Annotated in this window: 13 protein-coding genes; 11 read left to right on the top strand and 2 right to left on the bottom strand. The window is 73.9% G+C overall.

Translation table 11 applies throughout. The annotated features are described in order from the left end of the window. Window positions 1-131: 131 nt before the first annotated feature. Both MicB006_RS04185 and MicB006_RS04180 read left to right on the top strand, forming a co-directional pair. Window positions 132-2150, top strand: a complete 2019-nt coding sequence (locus tag MicB006_RS04185; RefSeq protein WP_116503938.1) for a serine/threonine-protein kinase — start codon at window positions 132-134, stop codon at window positions 2148-2150. Window positions 2151-2199: 49 nt separating this feature from the next. Next, window positions 2200-3864 (top strand): phospho-sugar mutase, encoded by a 1665-nt coding sequence (locus MicB006_RS04180; RefSeq protein ID WP_116503936.1) that lies wholly within the window; start codon window positions 2200-2202, stop codon window positions 3862-3864. Between the two features lie 87 nt (window positions 3865-3951). Here the strand turns inward: MicB006_RS04180 and MicB006_RS04175 are convergent, their stop codons facing one another. Together MicB006_RS04175 and upp are read right to left on the bottom strand one after the other, a co-directional pair. Continuing rightward, window positions 3952-4626, bottom strand: a complete 675-nt coding sequence (locus MicB006_RS04175; RefSeq protein WP_116503934.1) for a GPP34 family phosphoprotein — start codon at window positions 4624-4626, stop codon at window positions 3952-3954. A 99-nt stretch (window positions 4627-4725) separates the two neighbouring features. Beyond that, entirely contained in the window at window positions 4726-5358 is a 633-nt protein-coding gene (gene upp / locus MicB006_RS04170; protein WP_030501216.1) for a uracil phosphoribosyltransferase, read from the bottom strand. A 136-nt stretch (window positions 5359-5494) separates the two neighbouring features. On the opposite strand from upp, the gene deoC reads away from it, so the two are divergent. The 9 genes from deoC (at window position 5495) to cydC (ending at window position 17313) form a co-directional block, all read left to right on the top strand. Then, the gene (deoC, locus tag MicB006_RS04165; RefSeq protein WP_030501215.1) at window positions 5495-6454 is read left to right on the top strand and encodes a deoxyribose-phosphate aldolase; all 960 of its coding nucleotides are present in this window, start codon (window positions 5495-5497) and stop codon (window positions 6452-6454) included. A 5-nt stretch (window positions 6455-6459) separates the two neighbouring features. Beyond that, entirely contained in the window at window positions 6460-7890 is a 1431-nt protein-coding gene (locus MicB006_RS04160; RefSeq protein ID WP_116503932.1) for an aldehyde dehydrogenase family protein, read from the top strand. Further along, on the top strand, window positions 7883-8707 hold the full coding sequence (locus tag MicB006_RS04155) for an aldehyde dehydrogenase family protein (protein WP_116503930.1): 825 nt from the start codon (window positions 7883-7885) through the stop codon (window positions 8705-8707). The genes MicB006_RS04160 and MicB006_RS04155 overlap by 8 nt, the downstream gene beginning before the upstream one ends. A 1322-nt stretch (window positions 8708-10029) precedes the next feature. Further along, window positions 10030-10488: a BlaI/MecI/CopY family transcriptional regulator gene (locus MicB006_RS04150; protein WP_073825200.1), complete on the top strand. Its 459-nt coding sequence runs from the start codon at window positions 10030-10032 to the stop codon at window positions 10486-10488. A gap of 9 nt (window positions 10489-10497) precedes the next feature. Further along, window positions 10498-11403: a M56 family metallopeptidase gene (locus tag MicB006_RS04145; protein ID WP_116503928.1), complete on the top strand. Its 906-nt coding sequence runs from the start codon at window positions 10498-10500 to the stop codon at window positions 11401-11403. Between the two features lie 102 nt (window positions 11404-11505). After that, complete coding sequence (locus MicB006_RS04140) at window positions 11506-12753, top strand: cytochrome ubiquinol oxidase subunit I (RefSeq protein ID WP_116503927.1); 1248 nt, start codon at window positions 11506-11508, stop codon at window positions 12751-12753. Between the two features lie 12 nt (window positions 12754-12765). Beyond that, a complete protein-coding gene (locus tag MicB006_RS04135; protein ID WP_116503925.1) occupies window positions 12766-13773 on the top strand; it encodes a cytochrome d ubiquinol oxidase subunit II in 1008 nt (335 codons plus the stop codon). Continuing rightward, window positions 13770-15443, top strand: coding sequence for a thiol reductant ABC exporter subunit CydD (gene cydD, locus MicB006_RS04130; protein WP_116503923.1), 1674 nt, complete (start codon window positions 13770-13772; stop codon window positions 15441-15443). The genes MicB006_RS04135 and cydD overlap by 4 nt, the downstream gene beginning before the upstream one ends. Before the next feature lie 31 nt (window positions 15444-15474). After that, a complete protein-coding gene (gene cydC, locus MicB006_RS04125) occupies window positions 15475-17313 on the top strand; it encodes a thiol reductant ABC exporter subunit CydC (protein ID WP_116503922.1) in 1839 nt (612 codons plus the stop codon). Window positions 17314-17340: the final 27 nt, after the last annotated feature.

Below are 17340 nucleotides of genomic sequence, written 5' to 3'. Positions count from 1 at the left end.
GAGGTGAGCGACCGGACACATACCGTCGAGTAGGTAAACGCCCGCCGCGTCGGGTTTCGCATCGGGCGTCGGAACCAGCAAGATAGAGGGGTTGTGTCCCAGCCCCCTCGATATCCCCCGGTGGCTTTTCTGTGACTCAGATTCCGACGTGGAGCGGCGGACCGGCCAGTCCCCCCACGGGACGCGCGGCGCCCGGCACCACCATCGGTGGTCGCTACTCGCTGCGCTCCCCCGTGGGCAACGGAGGCATGGGCACGGTCTGGCGGGCCACAGACACATTGCTGCGCCGCGACGTGGCGGTCAAGGAGGTCGTCCTCCCGCCGGGGCTCGCCCCGAGCGACCGCGACGCGCTCTACGAACGGACGCTGCGGGAGGCCCGCGCCGCCGCCGCGATCCAGCACCCGGCAGTGGTGCAGGTCTACGACGTGGTCACCGAGGGCGGCCGGCCATGGATCGTGATGGAGCTGCTGGACGCCCGCAGCCTCGCCGACATGGTGATCGAGGACGGGCCGGTCGCGCCGCGCGCGGTCGCCAAGATCGGGATCGCGCTGCTCGGCGCGCTCGAGGTGGCGCACGCCATCGGCGTGCTGCACCGCGACGTCAAGCCCGCCAACGTGCTGATCTGCTCCGACGGCCGCTGCGTGCTCACCGACTTCGGCGTCGCCCGGATGCCCACCGACGTGCAGCTCACCACGCCGGGCATGGTGCTCGGCTCGCCCCACTTCATCTCCCCCGAGCGGGCCATGGGCCAGGAGTTCGGGCCGCCCAGCGACCTGTTCTCGCTCGGTGTGACGCTCTACACAGCTGTCGAGGGCCGTCCCCCGTTCGACAAGGGCGACCCGATCGAGACCATGCACGCGGTGGTCGAGGACCCGCCCGCCACGCCGCAGCGCAGCGGCCCGCTCACCGGCGTGCTGATGGGGCTGCTGGAGAAGGACCCGGCCCGCCGGATGGACGTGCACCGGGCCCGCGCCAACCTGCGCGAACTGCTCGCCGGGCCGCTGACCAGCACCGCCACCGCCGTCAACTCGGTCACCGACCCGTACGCGGTGGTGCCGGTGCCGCCCCCGACCACGCCGCCCGCCATCGCGGCCGAGCCGAAGCCGAGCGGCCAGATCGGCGGCCGGGCCATGATCGGCCCCGAGGAGTCGCTGACCGACCGGCTCGCCGCGCTGCGCCGCGGAGAGCGGCCCACGGGCGAGAAGGCGGCGGCGGGCGACGCCGCGCTGGACGAGACCAGCGCGGACGCGCTGGCCGGCCCGCTGCACACCCCGACCGGCGCGATGTCCGGGCCCGAGGCCACCCAGCGCATCTCGCCGGACGCCACCGTCCGGCTCGGCCAGGGCGCCGGGGCGGACGCCACCCAGCAGGTGCCGACCACCCGGCCGGTCTACGGCCGTGCCGCCGACGCCACCCAGCCGGTGTACGGCGGCGGCAACCAGTGGTCGGTGCCCGGCACCGGCCAGCCGTGGACCACAGCGGCCACCGCGCCGGCCACCGCCGGTGGCGGCGGCGCGCCCGGCTCGGCCAAGGGCCTGCTCGGCCGGGTCAAGGCGTGGCCGCGCAAGGTCCAGCTCGCCGCCGCCGGTGGCCTCGCAGTGGTGCTGCTGGTGAGCGTGATCGCGCTGACCAGCGGCGGCGACGACGCGCCACCGCCGATCGTGGGCACGCTGCCGTCGAACTCGGCCGCCGCCGCGCCCGAGATGCAGGAGCAGACCGTCAAGGGCGTGACAATCCAGGTGCCGAAGGGCTGGCAGCGGCAGACCGGCGGCCTCTACGTCGACTACGTCGACCCGGCCGACGAGGGCCGCAAGGTCCGGGTGATCGCCGAGCCGTGGGGCGGCACCTCGATCAGCTGGGCCGAGTTCGCCTCGCGGAACCTGAACAAGAACAGCGCCAAGAGCAAGTCCTGCCCCGCCCCCTACACCGAGATCTCGGTCTCGGAGCAGCCACTCGCCGGGCAGACCGCGGGTCAGCTCGAATACACCTGCGGCGAGGGTGAGTCCATGCGTCACGGCATCTGGCGGGGCTTGGTCAAGGACGGCAAGGTCTACTCGTTCTACCTCTCCTCGACCGACGCGCGGTTCGCGGAGAGCAAGCCGATCTTCGACGCGATGGTCGGCTCGTTCCAGCTCACCGAGGCGAACTGAGTCGAGGCCGACGGCCAGTGGTGATCCGCCGCCGTGCTATCAAGAGGCAATGGCGGCGGAAACCACTGACCTTGACGACCTTCGCGTCCGAGCCGAGCGCTGGCTCGCCGACGACCCCGACCCGGCCGACCGCGAAGAGCTGCGCGCCGTCCTCGACGGGCTGCCCGGCACGGCGGCCGACCTGGCCGACCGGTTCGCCGGCCCGCTGACGTTCGGCACCGCCGGGCTGCGCGGCCCGCTGCGCGCCGGGCCGAACGGCATGAACCTCGCCGTGGTCACCCAGGCCGCCGCCGGGCTCGTCCGCTGGCTCGCCGCACAGGGCGCCGAGGGCCCGCTGGTGATCGGGTACGACGCCCGCCGCGGCTCGCGTGCGTTCGCCGAGCGCACCGCGCAGGTGGCCACCGGGGCGGGCCGCCCGGCGCTGCTGCTGCCCGGGCCACTGCCCACGCCGGTGCTGGCGTTCGCGGTACGGCAGCTCGGCGCGGTAGCCGGGGTGATGGTGACCGCCAGCCACAACCCGCCCCAGGACAACGGCTACAAGGTCTACCTGGGCGCGCAGCTCGGCGGTGAGCTGGGCGCAGGGGCGCAGATCGTGCCGCCCGCCGACGCCGGCATCGAGGCGGCCATCCGGGCCGTCGGCCCGCTCGCCGAGGTGCCGCTCGGACCGGCCGGGCAGATGCTCGGCGACGACCTGGTGACCGCGTACGTGGAACGGGCCGCCGCCGTGGTGGACCCGACCGGGCCGCGGGACCTGAAGGTGGCGTACACGCCGCTGCACGGGGTGGGCGGCGCGGTGCTGACCGCCGCGTTCGCGCGCGCCGGGTTCGGGGTGCCGGGCGTGGTGCCGGAACAGGCCGAGCCGGACCCGGCGTTCCCGACCGTCAGCTTCCCCAACCCGGAGGAGCCGGGCGCGGTGGACCTGCTGGTCGCGCTCGCCGACCGCACCGGCGCGGACCTCGCCGTCGCCAACGACCCGGACGCGGACCGCTGCGCGGTGGCGGTACGCGATGCCGGGTCCTGGCGGATGCTGCGCGGCGACGAGGTGGGCGCGCTGCTCGCCGATCACCTGATGCGACGCGGCGTGACCGGCCTGTACGCCACCACGATCGTGTCCTCGGCGCTGCTGCGGGCCATGGCGGCGGCCCGAGGGCTGCCCTACGACGAGACGCTCACCGGGTTCAAGTGGATCGTCCGGGCCGGCGGCGGCCGGGAGCCACTGGCGTACGGCTACGAGGAGGCGCTCGGCTACTGCGTCGCGCCCGAGCACGTACGCGACAAGGACGGCATCACCGCCGCGCTGACGGTCGCCGAGCTGGCCGCCGGTCTCAAGGCGGAGGGCCGTACGCTCCTCGACCGGCTCGACGAGCTGGCCGCCGAGTTCGGCGTGCACCACACCGAGCAGCTCTCGGTCCGGGTGGAGGACCTGCGGGTCATCGCGGACTCGATGGCGCGGATCCGGGCGGCCACCCCGGCCACGCTGCTCGGGCAGCCGGTGACCGAGGCGTCCGACCTGCTCCCCGACGCGGACGTGGTGATCCTGCGTACCGGCGCGGCCCGGGTGGTGATCCGGCCCTCCGGCACCGAGCCGAAGCTCAAGGCGTACCTGGAGGTGGTGGAGCCGGTGACCGGCGGCGACGTGCCGGCGGCCCGGCAGCGAGCGCGTGCCGCGGTCACCGAGCTGCGCAACGAGATCGCCGCCGCCCTCGGCCTCTGACCCGGATGTAAGGAAGGGCCCCTTTTTAACGCGAGGCGTTAAAAAGGGGCCCTTCCTCTACCGGAGGCGTTAAGAGGGGGCCCTTCCTTACCGCTTGCCCAGGGCGGCGTCGACGGCCTGGCCCAGCGCGGCGATGACCAGGCTGATCGACGGGCGCACCACGCTGTCGTCCAGGCTCACCGTGCCGGAGAACCCGGCGCCCGCGGCGATCTCCTCCAGGCGGCGCCCGGCGTCCTCGGCAGCCGGGCCGGTGAGCCCGAGCGCCGGCTCCATCCGCAGCACCGCGACGAGTGTGGCGAGCGCGGCGGTCCGCTCGTCGGGGAGCTGCCCGCTGGTCAGCGCGTCGGCCAGGCGCTGCCGGATGTCCGCCTCGACCGAAGGGTCCGCCACCGGGTAGCGGTGCACGTGGATGAAGTCCAGCTCGGTCTCCTCCACGTCCCGGACCACGCCCCGCCCGCACAGGTCGGTGAGGATCCGGTCGCGCAGCCCGTGCCGCAGCCGCTGCACCCAGGACGAGGTTGTGTGCGGGGTCTCCGCGGCGATCTTCGCGAGTACGGCGTCGGCGATCGGCTCACCGGTCGGCGCCGGATCGATCACCGCCAGGTTCCCGTCCGCGTACGCGAGCCGTCCGGCCAGGGCCAGCTCGACCAGCACCGCGGCGGCCATGCCCAGGTCAAGGCTGATCCGCGGCATGGTGGCCTTGCCGGTTTCGTCGTCGTACGCGAGGAGCAGCAGCTCTTCGGCGAGCGCAACACCAGTCATGGCCCGGAACGCTAGCGCCTCCCCGCACCCCCGCGCACCAACTCGCCGGGGCAGTCCGGTTCCGGTGCGGAGGGGTCGGCCCTCCGCACCGGATCGGTCTCAGAAGCGGGGCATGCCGCCGAACTGGCGGTCACCGGCGTCACCGAGGCCGGGGACGATGAACATCCGGTCGTTGAGGCCCTCGTCGATCGAGGCGGTGACCAGGCGCAACGGCAGGCCGGAGCGCTCCAGCCGCTCGATGCCGACCGGCGCGGCCAGCACGCAGAGCACTGTGATGTCGGTGCAGCCGCGGTCGGCGAGCAGCCGGCAGCAGTGCTCCAGCGAGCCGCCGGTGGCGAGCATCGGGTCGAGCACCAGCACCGGCAGGCCGCTAAGGTCGCGCGGCAGCGACTCCATGTACGCGCGGGGCTCGTACGTCTCCTCGTCGCGGGCCAGGCCGACGAAGCCCATCGACGACTCGGGCAGCAGGCCGAGCGCGGCGTCGGCCATGCCGAGACCGGCCCGCAGCACCGGCACCAGCAGCGGCGGATTCGCCAGCCGGCTGCCCTCGGTGGCGGTGACCGGGGTCTGGATCGAGTACTTCTCGACCGGGAAGGAGCGCGCGGCCTCGTACACCAGCATGGTGGTGAGTTCGCGCAGCGCCGCCCGGAACGACGACGAGTCGGTCCGGGCGTCCCGCATGGCGGTCAGCCGCGTCTGGGCGAGCGGATGGTCAATGACGTGTACGTCCACGATCGCTCAACCTACCGCCCCGCGGCCCGGCGCACGGTGGGTGCGGCCCGACCAGCGACCCCGCTCACGTACGACGCTCGCAACCCGTTCACCGTGACCAAGATCACAGGAATCGCGAGTGCGTACTATTCGGGGCATGACGGCGACAACGACGTCGGCCCGGTCGGATCTCTCCGAGCTGGGACGATCCGAGACCGCTCTGCGGACCTTCCTGCACGGCCTGCCCGGCGTGGACCAGGTCGGCGCGGAGCAGCGGGCGGCACAGCTCGGCACCCGCTCCATCAAGACCACGGCGAAGGCCGAGGCGATCGACCTGGCGATCCGGATGGTCGACCTGACCACCCTGGAAGGCGCTGACACGCCGGGCAAGGTTCGGGCGCTGGCCGCGAAGGCGCTGCGCCCCGACCCCGCCGACCCGAGCTGCCCGCACGTCGGCGCCGTCTGCGTCTACCCGTCGATGGTCCCGTACGTGGCCGAGGTGCTGCGCGGCAGCGGCGTGCACCTGGCCAGCGTGGCGACCGCGTTCCCGTCCGGGCAGGCCCCGCTGGAGATCAAGCTCGCCGACGTGCGGGCCGCCGTCGAGGCCGGCGCCGACGAGATCGACATGGTGATCAATCGGGGCGCGTTCCTGGCCGGGCGCTACGCCGAGGTCTACGACGAGATCGTGGCCACCAAGGAAGCGTGCGGGGACGCCCACCTCAAGGTGATCCTGGAGACCGGCGAGCTGGCCACGTACGACAACGTGCGGCGCGCCTCCTGGCTCGCCATGCTTGCCGGCGGCGACTTCATCAAGACCTCCACCGGCAAGGTCCCGGTCGCTGCGACCCTGCCGGTGACGCTGGTGATGCTGGAGGCGGTCCGCGACTTCCGCGCCGCCACCGGGCGTCAGGTCGGCGTCAAGCCGGCCGGCGGCATCAAGACCACAAAGGACGCCATCAAGTACCTGGTCATGGTCAACGAGACAGTCGGCGCCGACTGGCTGAGCCCGGACTGGTTCCGGTTCGGCGCGTCGAGCCTGCTCAACGACCTGCTCATGCAGCGCACCAAGCTGACGACCGGCGTCTACGCCGGCCCCGACTACTTCACCCTGGACTGAACGCGATGTTCGAATACGCTCCCGCCCCCGAGTCCCGCTCGGTGGTGGACATCAAGCCCTCGTACGGGCTCTTCGTCGACGGCGCGTTCGTCGACCCGGCCTCCGGCGGCAGCTTCAAGTCGGTGAACCCGGCCTCCGAGGAGGTGCTGGCCGAGATCGCCGAGGCGGGCGTCGACGACGTGGACCGCGCGGTACGCGCCGCCCGGACCGCGTACGAGAAGGTGTGGGGTCCGATGCCGGGCCGGGACCGGGCCAAGTACCTGTTCCGGATCGCCCGGATCATCCAGGAGCGCTCGCGCGAGCTGGCGGTGCTGGAGTCGCTGGACAACGGCAAGCCGATCAAGGAGTCCCGCGACGTCGACCTGCCGCTGGTCGCCGCGCACTTCTTCTACTACGCGGGCTGGGCCGACAAGCTTCCGCACGCGGGTTTCGGCCCCGACCCGAAGCCGCTCGGCGTGGCCGCGCAGGTCATCCCGTGGAACTTCCCGCTGCTCATGCTGGCGTGGAAGATCGCCCCGGCGTTGGCCGCCGGCAACACGGTGGTGCTCAAGCCGGCCGAGACCACCCCGCTGACCGCGCTGCTGTTCGCCGAGATCTGCCAGCAGGCCGACCTGCCCGCCGGCGTGGTCAACATCGTCACCGGCGCGGGCGACACCGGCCGGGCGCTGGTCGAGCACCCGGGCGTGGACAAGGTCGCGTTCACCGGCTCCACCGAGGTCGGCCGGGCCATCGCCCGCTCGGTCGCCGGCACCCGCAAGAAGCTCACGCTGGAGCTGGGTGGCAAGGCCGCGAACATCGTCTTCGACGACGCGCCGATCGATCAGGCCGTCGAGGGGATCGTCAACGGCATCTTCTTCAACCAGGGGCACGTCTGCTGCGCCGGGTCCCGGCTGCTGGTCCAGGAGTCGGTGGCAGACCGGGTACTGGAGTCGCTCAAGCGCCGGATGGCCCAGCTCCGCGTCGGTGACCCGCTGGACAAGAACACCGACGTCGGCGCGATCAACTCGGCCGCGCAGCTCGCCCGCATCCGGGAGCTGTCCGACGCCGGGTCCGCCGAGGGCGCGGAGCGCTGGTCGCCGCCGTGCGAGCTGCCCGAGCGCGGCTTCTGGTTCGCGCCGACGATCTTCACCGGCGTCACCCAGGCGCACCGGATCGCCCGCGAGGAGATCTTCGGCCCGGTGCTGTCCGTGCTCACGTTCCGCACCCCGGCGGAGGCCGTCGAAAAGGCCAACAACACGCCGTACGGGCTGTCGGCCGGGATCTGGACCGACAAGGGCTCCCGGATCCTGTGGCTGGCGGACCGGCTGCGCGCGGGCGTGGTGTGGGCCAACACGTTCAACAAGTTCGACCCGACCTCGCCGTTCGGCGGCTACAAGGAGTCGGGCTACGGTCGCGAGGGCGGCCGGCACGGGCTGGAGGGGTACCTCAATGTCTGAGCGGGTCGCGGTACGCAAGACGTACAAGCTCTTCATCGGCGGGAAGTTCCCGCGCAGCGAGTCGGGACGGTCGTATCTCGTGCAATCCGCGAACGTGTCTCTTGCCTCCCGGAAGGACGCGCGGGACGCGGTGGTGGCCGCCCGCGCCGCGGTGAAGGGCTGGGCCGGGGCGACCGCGTACAACAGGGGTCAGATCCTCTACCGGGTCGCCGAGATGCTGGAGGGCCGCCGCGAGCAGTTCGTCGCCCTGGGCGTCCCGGCCGACGAGGTGGACGCCGCGATCGACCGCTGGGTCTGGTACGCGGGCTGGTCCGACAAGATCGCCCAGGTGTACGGCGGCGCCAACCCGGTGGCCGGCCCGTACTTCAACCTGTCCGCGCCGGAGCCGACCGGCGTGGTGGCGGTGGTGGCCCCCGAGGCGCCCGCGCTGCTCGGCCTGGTGAGCGTCATCGCCCCGGCGATCGTCACCGGCAACACGGTGGTGGTGGCCGCCTCCCCGGCCGAGCCGCTGGCGGCGGTGACGCTGGCCGAGGTGCTCGCCACCTCCGACCTGCCCGGCGGGGTGGTCAACATCCTCACCGGCCGGCTGACCGAGACCGTGCCGGCGCTCGCCTCGCACATGGACGTCAACGCGATCGACCTGACCGGCGTCGCCGACGCCGAGCTGGCCGCCGACCTGGAGGTCAAGGCCGCGGAGAACCTCAAGCGGGTGCTCCGGCCGGCACCGGCCGACCACGACTGGCACGCCGACCCCGGCGTCACCCGGATGACCACGCTGCTGGAGACCAAGACGGTCTGGCACCCCAAGGGCGTCTGACCGACGGCAGTCCAGTCCGGCCCGAAGTGGCGGCACACCCACCCGGGTTGCCGCCACTTCCCGTTCCCGCACTTCCCCGAGCTGGTGTCGATCCCACCGGGCAAGATCAACACCATTTCCCCGATGTGGCCACATCAACCAGCCCCGGACGGCACCACCTCCCCGAGCCGGTGTTGACCTTGCCCCCAACACTCCACCCCGGCCAGCAAGATCAACACCAGAGCGGCGAGGTGGCTGCATCCACCCACCCCGATGCCGCCACCTCCCCGAACCAGTGCGGATCTTGTCCAGGCCCTCACCCCGAGCTTCAAGATCAGCACCAGAACGGGGAGGTGGCCGCATCAACCCGCCTCGAATACCGCCAGCTCCCCGAGCTGGTGATGACCTTGCCCGGGACACTCGCTCCGGATCGGCAGAATCAACACCAGACCCCCGAAGTGCTCCGGACCTTGCCCGGCGCCCGCCCGAAGCCAACAAATCAACACCCACCCCTCGAAGTAACTGCACCAACTAGCCCTGGACGGCACCACCTCCCCGAGTCGGTGTTGATCTCACCCGGGGCACCAACCCTTGAGGGGAAAGATCAACCCCAGCACGCCGAAGTGGCTGCATCGAGCAGCCCGGGACGGCACCACCTCGCCGAGCCGGCGTTGATCTTCACCGGGTGCGCACCCGGGACGAGCAAGATCGACACCATCTCCCCGAAGTGGCTGCATCAAAAGGCCCCGGACAGCACCACCTCCCCGAACTTGTGTCGATCTTGCCGACGGGCGCCCAGCCGACCACTGCAAGGTCGGCACCGGCTTTCCCGGAAGTGGCCCGGGCTCCCGACCGGCAAGATCGACACCAGCACGCCGAGGTGGCTGCATCGGGCAGCCCGGGACGACACCACCTCCCCGAGCCGGTGTCGATCTCACCGAGGGCGCACACCCGAGACGGGCAAGGTCGACACCACCTCCCCGAAGTGACTGCATCAACCGGCCCCCGACACCACCACCTCCCCGAACTTGCACCGAGGGCGCACACCCGAGACGGGCAAGGTCGACACCACCTCGCCGAAGTGGCTGCATCAACCGGCCCCCGACACCACCACCTCCCCGAACTTGTGTCGATCTTGCCGGTGAGCGCCCGCCCGAGAACGGCAAGGTCGACACCGGCTTCCCCGGAAGCGGCCCGGGCTCCCGGTCGGGAAGATCGACAGCAGCACGCCGAGGTGGCTGCATTGACCCGCCCCGGACCGCACCACCTCCCCGAACTGGCGCTGACCAGGGAGGACGACCGGGCCGGCGGAAGGGATCTACTACCGGGGGTAGGATTGACGGGTGACTCGGCTGGGGGACCTTGAGCGTGCGGTGATGGACGTGCTGTGGGACGCGGCACCAGCCGCCTCGGGCGGTGTGACGGTGCGCGAGGTCGCCGACGCCCTGGACGGCCGTGAACTCGCCTACACCACTGTCATGACCGTGCTCGACCGGCTCGCCGGCAAGGGCATGGTGCAGCGTGAACGCGAAGGCCGCGCCTGGCGTTACCGCCCCGCCGCCACCCGTGAGGCGTACATCGCCCAGCTCATGCTCGAAGCCCTCGATCTCGGCGGCAGCCGGGACGCCGCGCTCGTACGCTTCGCCCGCTCGGTGACCGGCACGGAGGCGGACGTGCTCCGCGCCGCGCTCGGCGCCGAGGCCGGGGCCACCGAACCCGCGACCGTCGAGGACGGTCCGACCGGCCGGATCGAGGACCCCCGGTCCGGCCGGCCGGCGCTCGACGAGGCGACGGACCGGTAGGCGGCCGCCGTGGCGTACGCCCTGCACTTCGCCGCGACCATTCTGGCCTGCTGGCTGACGGCGCAGGTCCTCGCCGCCGCGCGCTGGACGTGGCGCGCGCCCCGGGTGGCGATCCTGTGCTGGCAGGCGGTCGGGCTGGCGCTCGGCCTGTCGGCCATGGGGCTGCCGATGGCGCTGGGCCTCGACGTCTACGACCGGGCGACCGGGTGGGCGCTGGTGGCCCTCGTCAGCGACCTGGCCCACGGCACGCTGCCGGCCGGTGTGGGCGCGGTGCACCTCAGCCTGGTCGGCGTCGGTCTCGGCATCGGCGCGGTGCTGCTCACCACGACGGTACGCAGCCTGCACGGCGCGGTACGCGCCCAGCGCCGGCACCGCGAGCTGCTGCACCTGGTGGCCCGGCGTGACCCGACGGTGCCCGGCGCGCTGGTGCTCGACCATCCGAGCGCTGCGGCGTACTGCCTGCCCGGGGTGCGGCCCCGGGTGGTGGTGAGCGCGGGCACGCTCGACCTGCTCGACCCGGCGGAGCTGGCGGCGGTGCTCACGCACGAGCGGGCGCACGCGCAGGAACGGCACGATCTGGTGCTGCTGCCGTTCACCGCGTTGTGCCGGGCGCTGCCCTGGTTCCGGTGGGTGCGGGACGCGCACGCGCGGGTGGCCTTGCTGGTGGAGATGCGCGCCGACGACAAGGCCCGGGAGCTGCACGCGGACGCGCCGCTCGCGGGCGCGCTGCGCCGGTTCGCCGCCGCCGAGCACCGGGTGCAACCGGCCGGCACGCTCGGTCTCGGCGACCGCGACCTGGACGTACGGGTGCAGCGGCTGCTCGTCGCGGACCGCCCGCCGCGGGTGCTCGGCGCGGTGGCCCTCGCGGTCGCGGGCACGCTCGTCTCCCTGCCGTTCGCCCTGTTCCTGAGCTGATCCGCCCCCTACGGGACTTCTCCGGGTTCGCGGGCCCGTATAGGTAGCGCCGCTACGTGTAGCTTGACTACGACAAGCGAGCCAACCTGTGGGAGGACGCCCGTGGACCCGCTGCTCCTCGCCCGCCTCCAGTTCGCCACCACCACCTCGATCCACTTCCTGTTCGTGGCGGTCACGCTCGGCCTGGTCACGCTCCTGGTCGGCCTGCAGACGGCCGGCTTCCTGACCGGCAAGCCGGCGTACGAGCGGCTGACCCGGTTCTGGGGTCAGCTCTACGTGATCAACTACGTGCTCGGCATCGCCACCGGCATCGTGATGGAGTTCCAGTTCGGGCTGAACTGGAGTGGGCTGTCGCGCTACGTCGGCAACGTGTTCGGGGCGCCGCTGGCCATCGAGACGCTCCTGGCGTTCTTCCTGGAATCCACGTTCCTCGGCATGTGGATCTTCGGGTGGCACCGGCTGCGGCGCGGCGTACACCTGGCGCTGCTCTGGGGCGTGGCGATCACCGCGTACGCCTCGGCGTTCTGGATCATGGTGGCGAACGCCTGGCTGCAGAACCCGGTGGGGTACGAGGTCCGCGACGGCGTCGCCCACCTCACCGACTTCGGCGCGCTGCTCACCAATCCCACGTTCGGCATGGCGTTCGGCCACGTCGTCTCGGCGAGCCTGGTCACCGGCGGCCTGCTGATGGCCGCGGTCAGCGCCTGGCACCTGCTGCGGCGTACCAGCGACTTCGCCCTGTTCCGCACCTCGCTGCGGCTCGGCCTGATCACCGCGGCGCTCTCGGTCAGCCTGCTCCAGGGCTTCGGCTTCGCCCAGTTCGGGCCGGTCACGCAGGTCCAGCCGACAAAGTTCGGCGGCGGCCCGGACCGCGACGCGCTCGTCGCCGACTGGACCGCGCGGTTCGGCCCCGGCGACTGGGATCCGCCGGTTCTCTCCAACGTCGGTCTCGGCTTCATGATCCTGATCGGTTTCACGCTCGGCGCCGTCTGGCTGCTGCTGCCGCTGCTCTGGCGCGACTGGATCATCCGGCTGCGGTTCCCGCTCTGGCTGATCCTGCTCGGCCTGCCGCTGCCGTTCGTGGCGATGCTGCTCGGCTGGATCGCCCGCGAGGTGGGCCGCCAGCCCTGGGCCGCGTACGGGCTGCTGCCCACCGCGCAGGCCGTGTCACCGGTCTCGCCCGCCCTGATGCTCGCCTCGCTGATCGGGTTCAGCCTGCTGCTCGGCGCGCTCGCGGTGACCAACTGGACGCTGCTGGCCCGGCACGCCGCACGCGGGGCGCACGACCCCGCCCTCGGCCGCCCGCCCGCGCCCGACACCGACCCCCACCACCAGCCCGTGCTCGTCTGAGGGAGCCCGCCCGTGGAACTCGCCTGGTACGCCCTGCTCGGCCTCTTCTTCGCCACGTACCTCGTGCTCGGCGGCTACGACTACGGCGTCGGCCTGCTGCTGGCCCGGCGCGGCCCGGCGCCGGGACCCCGGGCCACGCTCACCGCGCTCGGGCCGTTCTTCCTCGGCAACGAGGTCTGGCTGGTGGCCGCCGTCGGCATCCTGTTCGGCGCGTTCCCCCGGCTGGAGGGCGAGCTGCTCTCCGGCTTCTACCCGGCGGTGCTCGCCGCGCTGACCGGCGTGGTGCTGGTGACCGCCGGGGTGCAGTTGCGCAGCCGGCCCGCCTCCGAGGCGGCCCGCGCCGGCTGGGGCCGGGTGGTGGTGGTCGGCAGCGTGCTGGCCGCGCTGGGCTGGGGCGCGGTGCTCGGCGGGCTGCTCCAGGGCGTGCCGCTCGGCGCGGACGGGCACGTGGTCGGTGTCGGTCATCTCGCCACCCCGTTCGTCGCCGCCGCCGCGCTGGCCCTGCTGGCGCTGGTAGCGGTGCACGGTGCGACATTCCTCACGCTGCGGCTGCCGGCCGCCGACGCCCCGGCCCTGGCCCGACTGGCGAGCGGCCTGGTGCCCGCCGCACTCACCGCCGTCGCCTCGGCCACCGTCCTGGGCGTGCTCTCCGACCGGGTACGCGCCGCGGTGGCGCGCCCGGCTGTGGCCGTACTCCTGCCGTTGGCGCTCGTGGCCGCGCTGCTGATGGCCCGCGCGGCGCTGCGGCGGGGCCGGGGCGGGGTCGCCTTCGCGGCGACCGCGGCGGCGCTGGCGCTGCCCGCGCCGCTGGTCGGGGCCGCGCTCTGGCCCCGGATCCTGGTCTCCACCACCGATCCGGCGGCCTCGCTGACGGTGGCCGAGGCGGCCGCCAGCCGACCGACGCTGGCACTGTTGGGATGGCTCGCGTTACCGCTCGTGCCGGCCCTACTAGGCTTTCAGGCGATGTGCTGGTGGGTGTTCCGGGGACGGATCGACGGCAGGGCACCGGTGTACTGGTGAGCCGCCGCCCGTTCGACCCGCGTCTGCTGCGTCGGGTCCCCGCGGCCCGGCGCGACCTCGCCGTGCTCGCGGCGCTGGGCGGCCTGACCGCGCTGCTGGTGATCGCCCAGGCCACCGCGCTGGCGACGCTGCTGGCCGCCGCGTTCGACGGGCGGCTGCACCGGCCGGCGCTGGCCGGGTTCGTGGCGGCGGTCGCCGGGCGGGCGCTGGTGAGCTGGGCGCAGGGCACCGTGGCGGCGCGGGCCGCCGCGACGGTCAAGGCGGCGCTGCGCGCCGACCTGTTGGGCGCGGTCGGCCGGCACGGCCCCACCTGGGTCGCCGGGCAGCGGGCCGGGCAGCTCGCCACGCTGGCCGGACGCGGCCTGGACGCGCTCGACCCGTACTTCACCGGCTACCTGCCGCAGCTCGTGCTGAGCGTCACGGTGCCGGTGGCGGTGCTGGCCCGGATCGTGTTCGCCGACTGGAGCTCGGCGCTGATCATCGCGCTCACCATCCCGCTCATCCCGATCTTCGGCGCGCTGCTGGGCTGGCAGGCGCAGGCCGCCACCGAGCGGCAGTGGCGGCGGCTGTCGCTGCTCGGCGGGCACTTCCTCGACATGGTGGCCGGGTTGCCCACGCTGCGCGCGTTCGGCCGGTCCAAGGGCCAGGTCGACGTGGTACGCCGGATGGCCGACGGCCACCGCGAGGCCACCATGAAGACGCTGCGGATCGCGTTCCTGTCCGCGCTGGTGCTGGAACTGGTCGCCACGCTCTCCGTCGCGCTCGTCGCGGTGCCGGTCGGCATCCGGCTGCTCGGCGGCGGCCTCGCGCTCTCCACAGCGCTGCTGGTGCTGCTGCTCACCCCGGAGGCGTACCTGCCGCTGCGGGCCGCGGGCAGCCGGTTCCACGCCAGCATGGAGGGGCTCACCGCGCTGGACGAGGCGCTCACGCTCTCCGACACCGGCGCGCCCGCCGCGGCCGAGCCCCGGCGTCCGGCGCCGGGCGGCCGGGGTGAGATCCGCTTCGAGGGCGTGAGCGTCGCGTACGACCGGACCACCGCGCTGCGCGACGTCACGCTGACCGTCCGGCCCGGTGACCGGATCGCCGTCATCGGGCCCAGCGGCGCGGGCAAGAGCACGCTGCTGAACCTGCTGCTCGGCTTCGTCACCCCGACCTCCGGCCGGGTCACCGTCGACGGCGTCGACCTGGCCGAGGTCGACCTCGACGCCTGGCGCCGTGAGCTGGCCTGGGTGCCGCAGCGGGCGCACCTGTTCGCCGGGTCGCTGGCCGACAACATCCGCCTCGGCGCCCCGGACACCCCTGACGACGCGCTGGGCGCCGCGGTCGCCGACGCCGCGCTGGACGAGGTGGTGGACGCCCTGCCCGACGGGCTGGACACCCGGCTCGGCGAGCGCGGCCACGGCCTGTCCAGCGGGCAGCGGCAACGTGTCGCGCTGGCCCGCGCGTTCCTCCGGGACGCCCCGATCGTGCTCCTCGACGAGCCGACCGCGCGGTTGGACAGCGCCAGCGAGGCGGTGGTGCTGGACGCGACCCGGCGGCTGGTCGCCGGACGTACCGCGCTGCTCGTGGCGCACCGGCCCGCGCTGCTGGCCGACGCCGACCGGATCCTGCGCGTCGAGGACGGCCGCGTCACCGAACTGCACCCGACCGGCCCGGCGGTGACCCGATGATCGTCTCCCCCGCCCGCACGGCGGTGACCCGGTGACCGCCGGCGACGGCGTGACGCCGGTGGGCCGTACGCCCGCCGGCCCGGCCCCGGTCGCGGCGGAGCCGTCCGGGTCGCCGGAGCCGCCCTCGCCTGCCCGGCCCGGCGCCGAGCGGGCGGTGCTGCGCCTGGCCCGGCCGTACCTGAGCCGGCTGCTCGGCGCCGGCCTCGTCGCCGCCGCCACCGAGTTCGCCGGCCTGGCGCTGATGGCCACCGCCACCTGGCTGCTGATGAGCGCGGCCGGCCGCCCGCCGCTGGACCGGCTGACGGTGGCGATCGTCGCGGTCCGGGCGCTGGCGGTCAGCCGCGGCGTGCTGCGGTACACCGAACGGCTCGCCGGGCACGACGCCGTCCTCCGCATGATCACCGACGTCCGGGCGCGGGTGTTCGCCACGCTCGCCGCCCGGCGCGACGCCGGCCGCCGTACCGGGGACGCGCTGAGCCGCCTGGTGTCGGACGTGGAGGCGGCTCAGGACCTGCTCCTGCGCGTCCTGGTGCCGGGAGCGGCGGCGGCGGTGGTCAGCGTGCTCGCCGTCGGCGTCGCCGCGCTGATCTCACCGCCGGCCGCCGGTGTGCTCGCGGTCGGCCTGCTGGTGGCCGGCGTGGCGCTGCCCGCGCTCGCCACCCGGCTCACCCGTCGCGCCGCCGACGAGGTCGCCCCGCTGCGCGGCGCCCTCGCGGTGGACGCGGTCGACCTCACCCACGGCGCCGCCGACCTGGCCGCGTTCGGGGCGACCGGCGCCGCGCTCGCCGCCGCCGAGGGCCGGGCCGGACGGCTGGCCCGGCTGGAGCGCCGGCTCGCCGCGACCGGCTTCGCGGTGGACGCGACCGGCGTACTCGTGGGTGGCCTCACCGCCGCCGCGGTGGTCGCAGTCGCGCTGCGGGCCGGGGTCGGCGGGGTCCTGGTGGGTGTCCTCGCGGTCGGGTCGCTCGCCGCCGTGGAGGTGGCCCTCGCGCTCGTCGCGGCGGCCCGCCAGCGGGCCCAGCTCCGGACCGGGCTGGCCCGGGTGGCCGACCTGCTGGCCGAGCCCGCCGCCGCGGCGCCGCGGAGCGAGGCGCAGCCGGCGATCGACGGCCACGACGTGGAGTTCGCCGACGTGACGGTCCGCTACCGGGCCGGGGCCGCCCCCGCGCTGGCCGGGTTCGACCTCGACCTGCCGGCCGGCCGCCGGGTGGCGGTGGTCGGGCCGAGCGGCGCCGGCAAGAGCACGCTCGCCGCCGTGCTCACCGCCGCGGTACGCCCCGACGCCGGCCGGGTCACAGTCGGCGGCGCGCCGGTGGCCGGGATCCCGGACGAGCGCCTGCCCCGGGTGGTCGGCGGCCTGCTCGCCGAGGCGTACGTCTTCCACGCCACCGTCCGGGAGAACCTGCTTCTCGGCCGTCCGGACGCCACCGAGGCGGACCTGGTCGCCGCCACCCGGGCGGCCGGCCTGCTGGACTGGGTACGCGAGCAGCCCGAGGGCTGGGACACAGTGGTCGGTGAGCAGGGCGGTCAGCTCTCCGGCGGGCAGCGGCAGCGTCTCGCGCTGGCCCGGGCGCTGCTGGCCGCCCCGCCGGTGCTGGTGCTCGACGAGCCGACCGAAGGGCTCGACCCGGCGGCTGCCGACGCGGTGCTGGACTCCGCGCTCGCCGCCACCCCGGCCGGGCACTCGGTGCTGCTGATCAGTCACCGGCTCAGCGGCCTGGCCGGGCTGGACGAGATCGTGGTGCTCGACGGCGGCCGGGTCGTGCAACGCGGTCGGCACGACGAGCTGGTGGCACGTCCCGGCTGGTACCGGGAGCAGTGGCTGCGGCAGCAGACGGCCGAACGCGGCTACCTGGCGATCACCCCGTAGCGCTCCGGCCCCGCGTACGCCGGGCGG

Origin of the sequence: Micromonospora sp. B006 (assembly GCF_003408515.1) — a bacterium.
GTDB lineage: Bacteria > Actinomycetota > Actinomycetes > Mycobacteriales > Micromonosporaceae > Micromonospora > Micromonospora echinospora_A.
The sequence above is the reverse complement of the archived record's forward strand: the minus strand, read 5'-3'. Positions and strand labels throughout refer to the sequence as shown.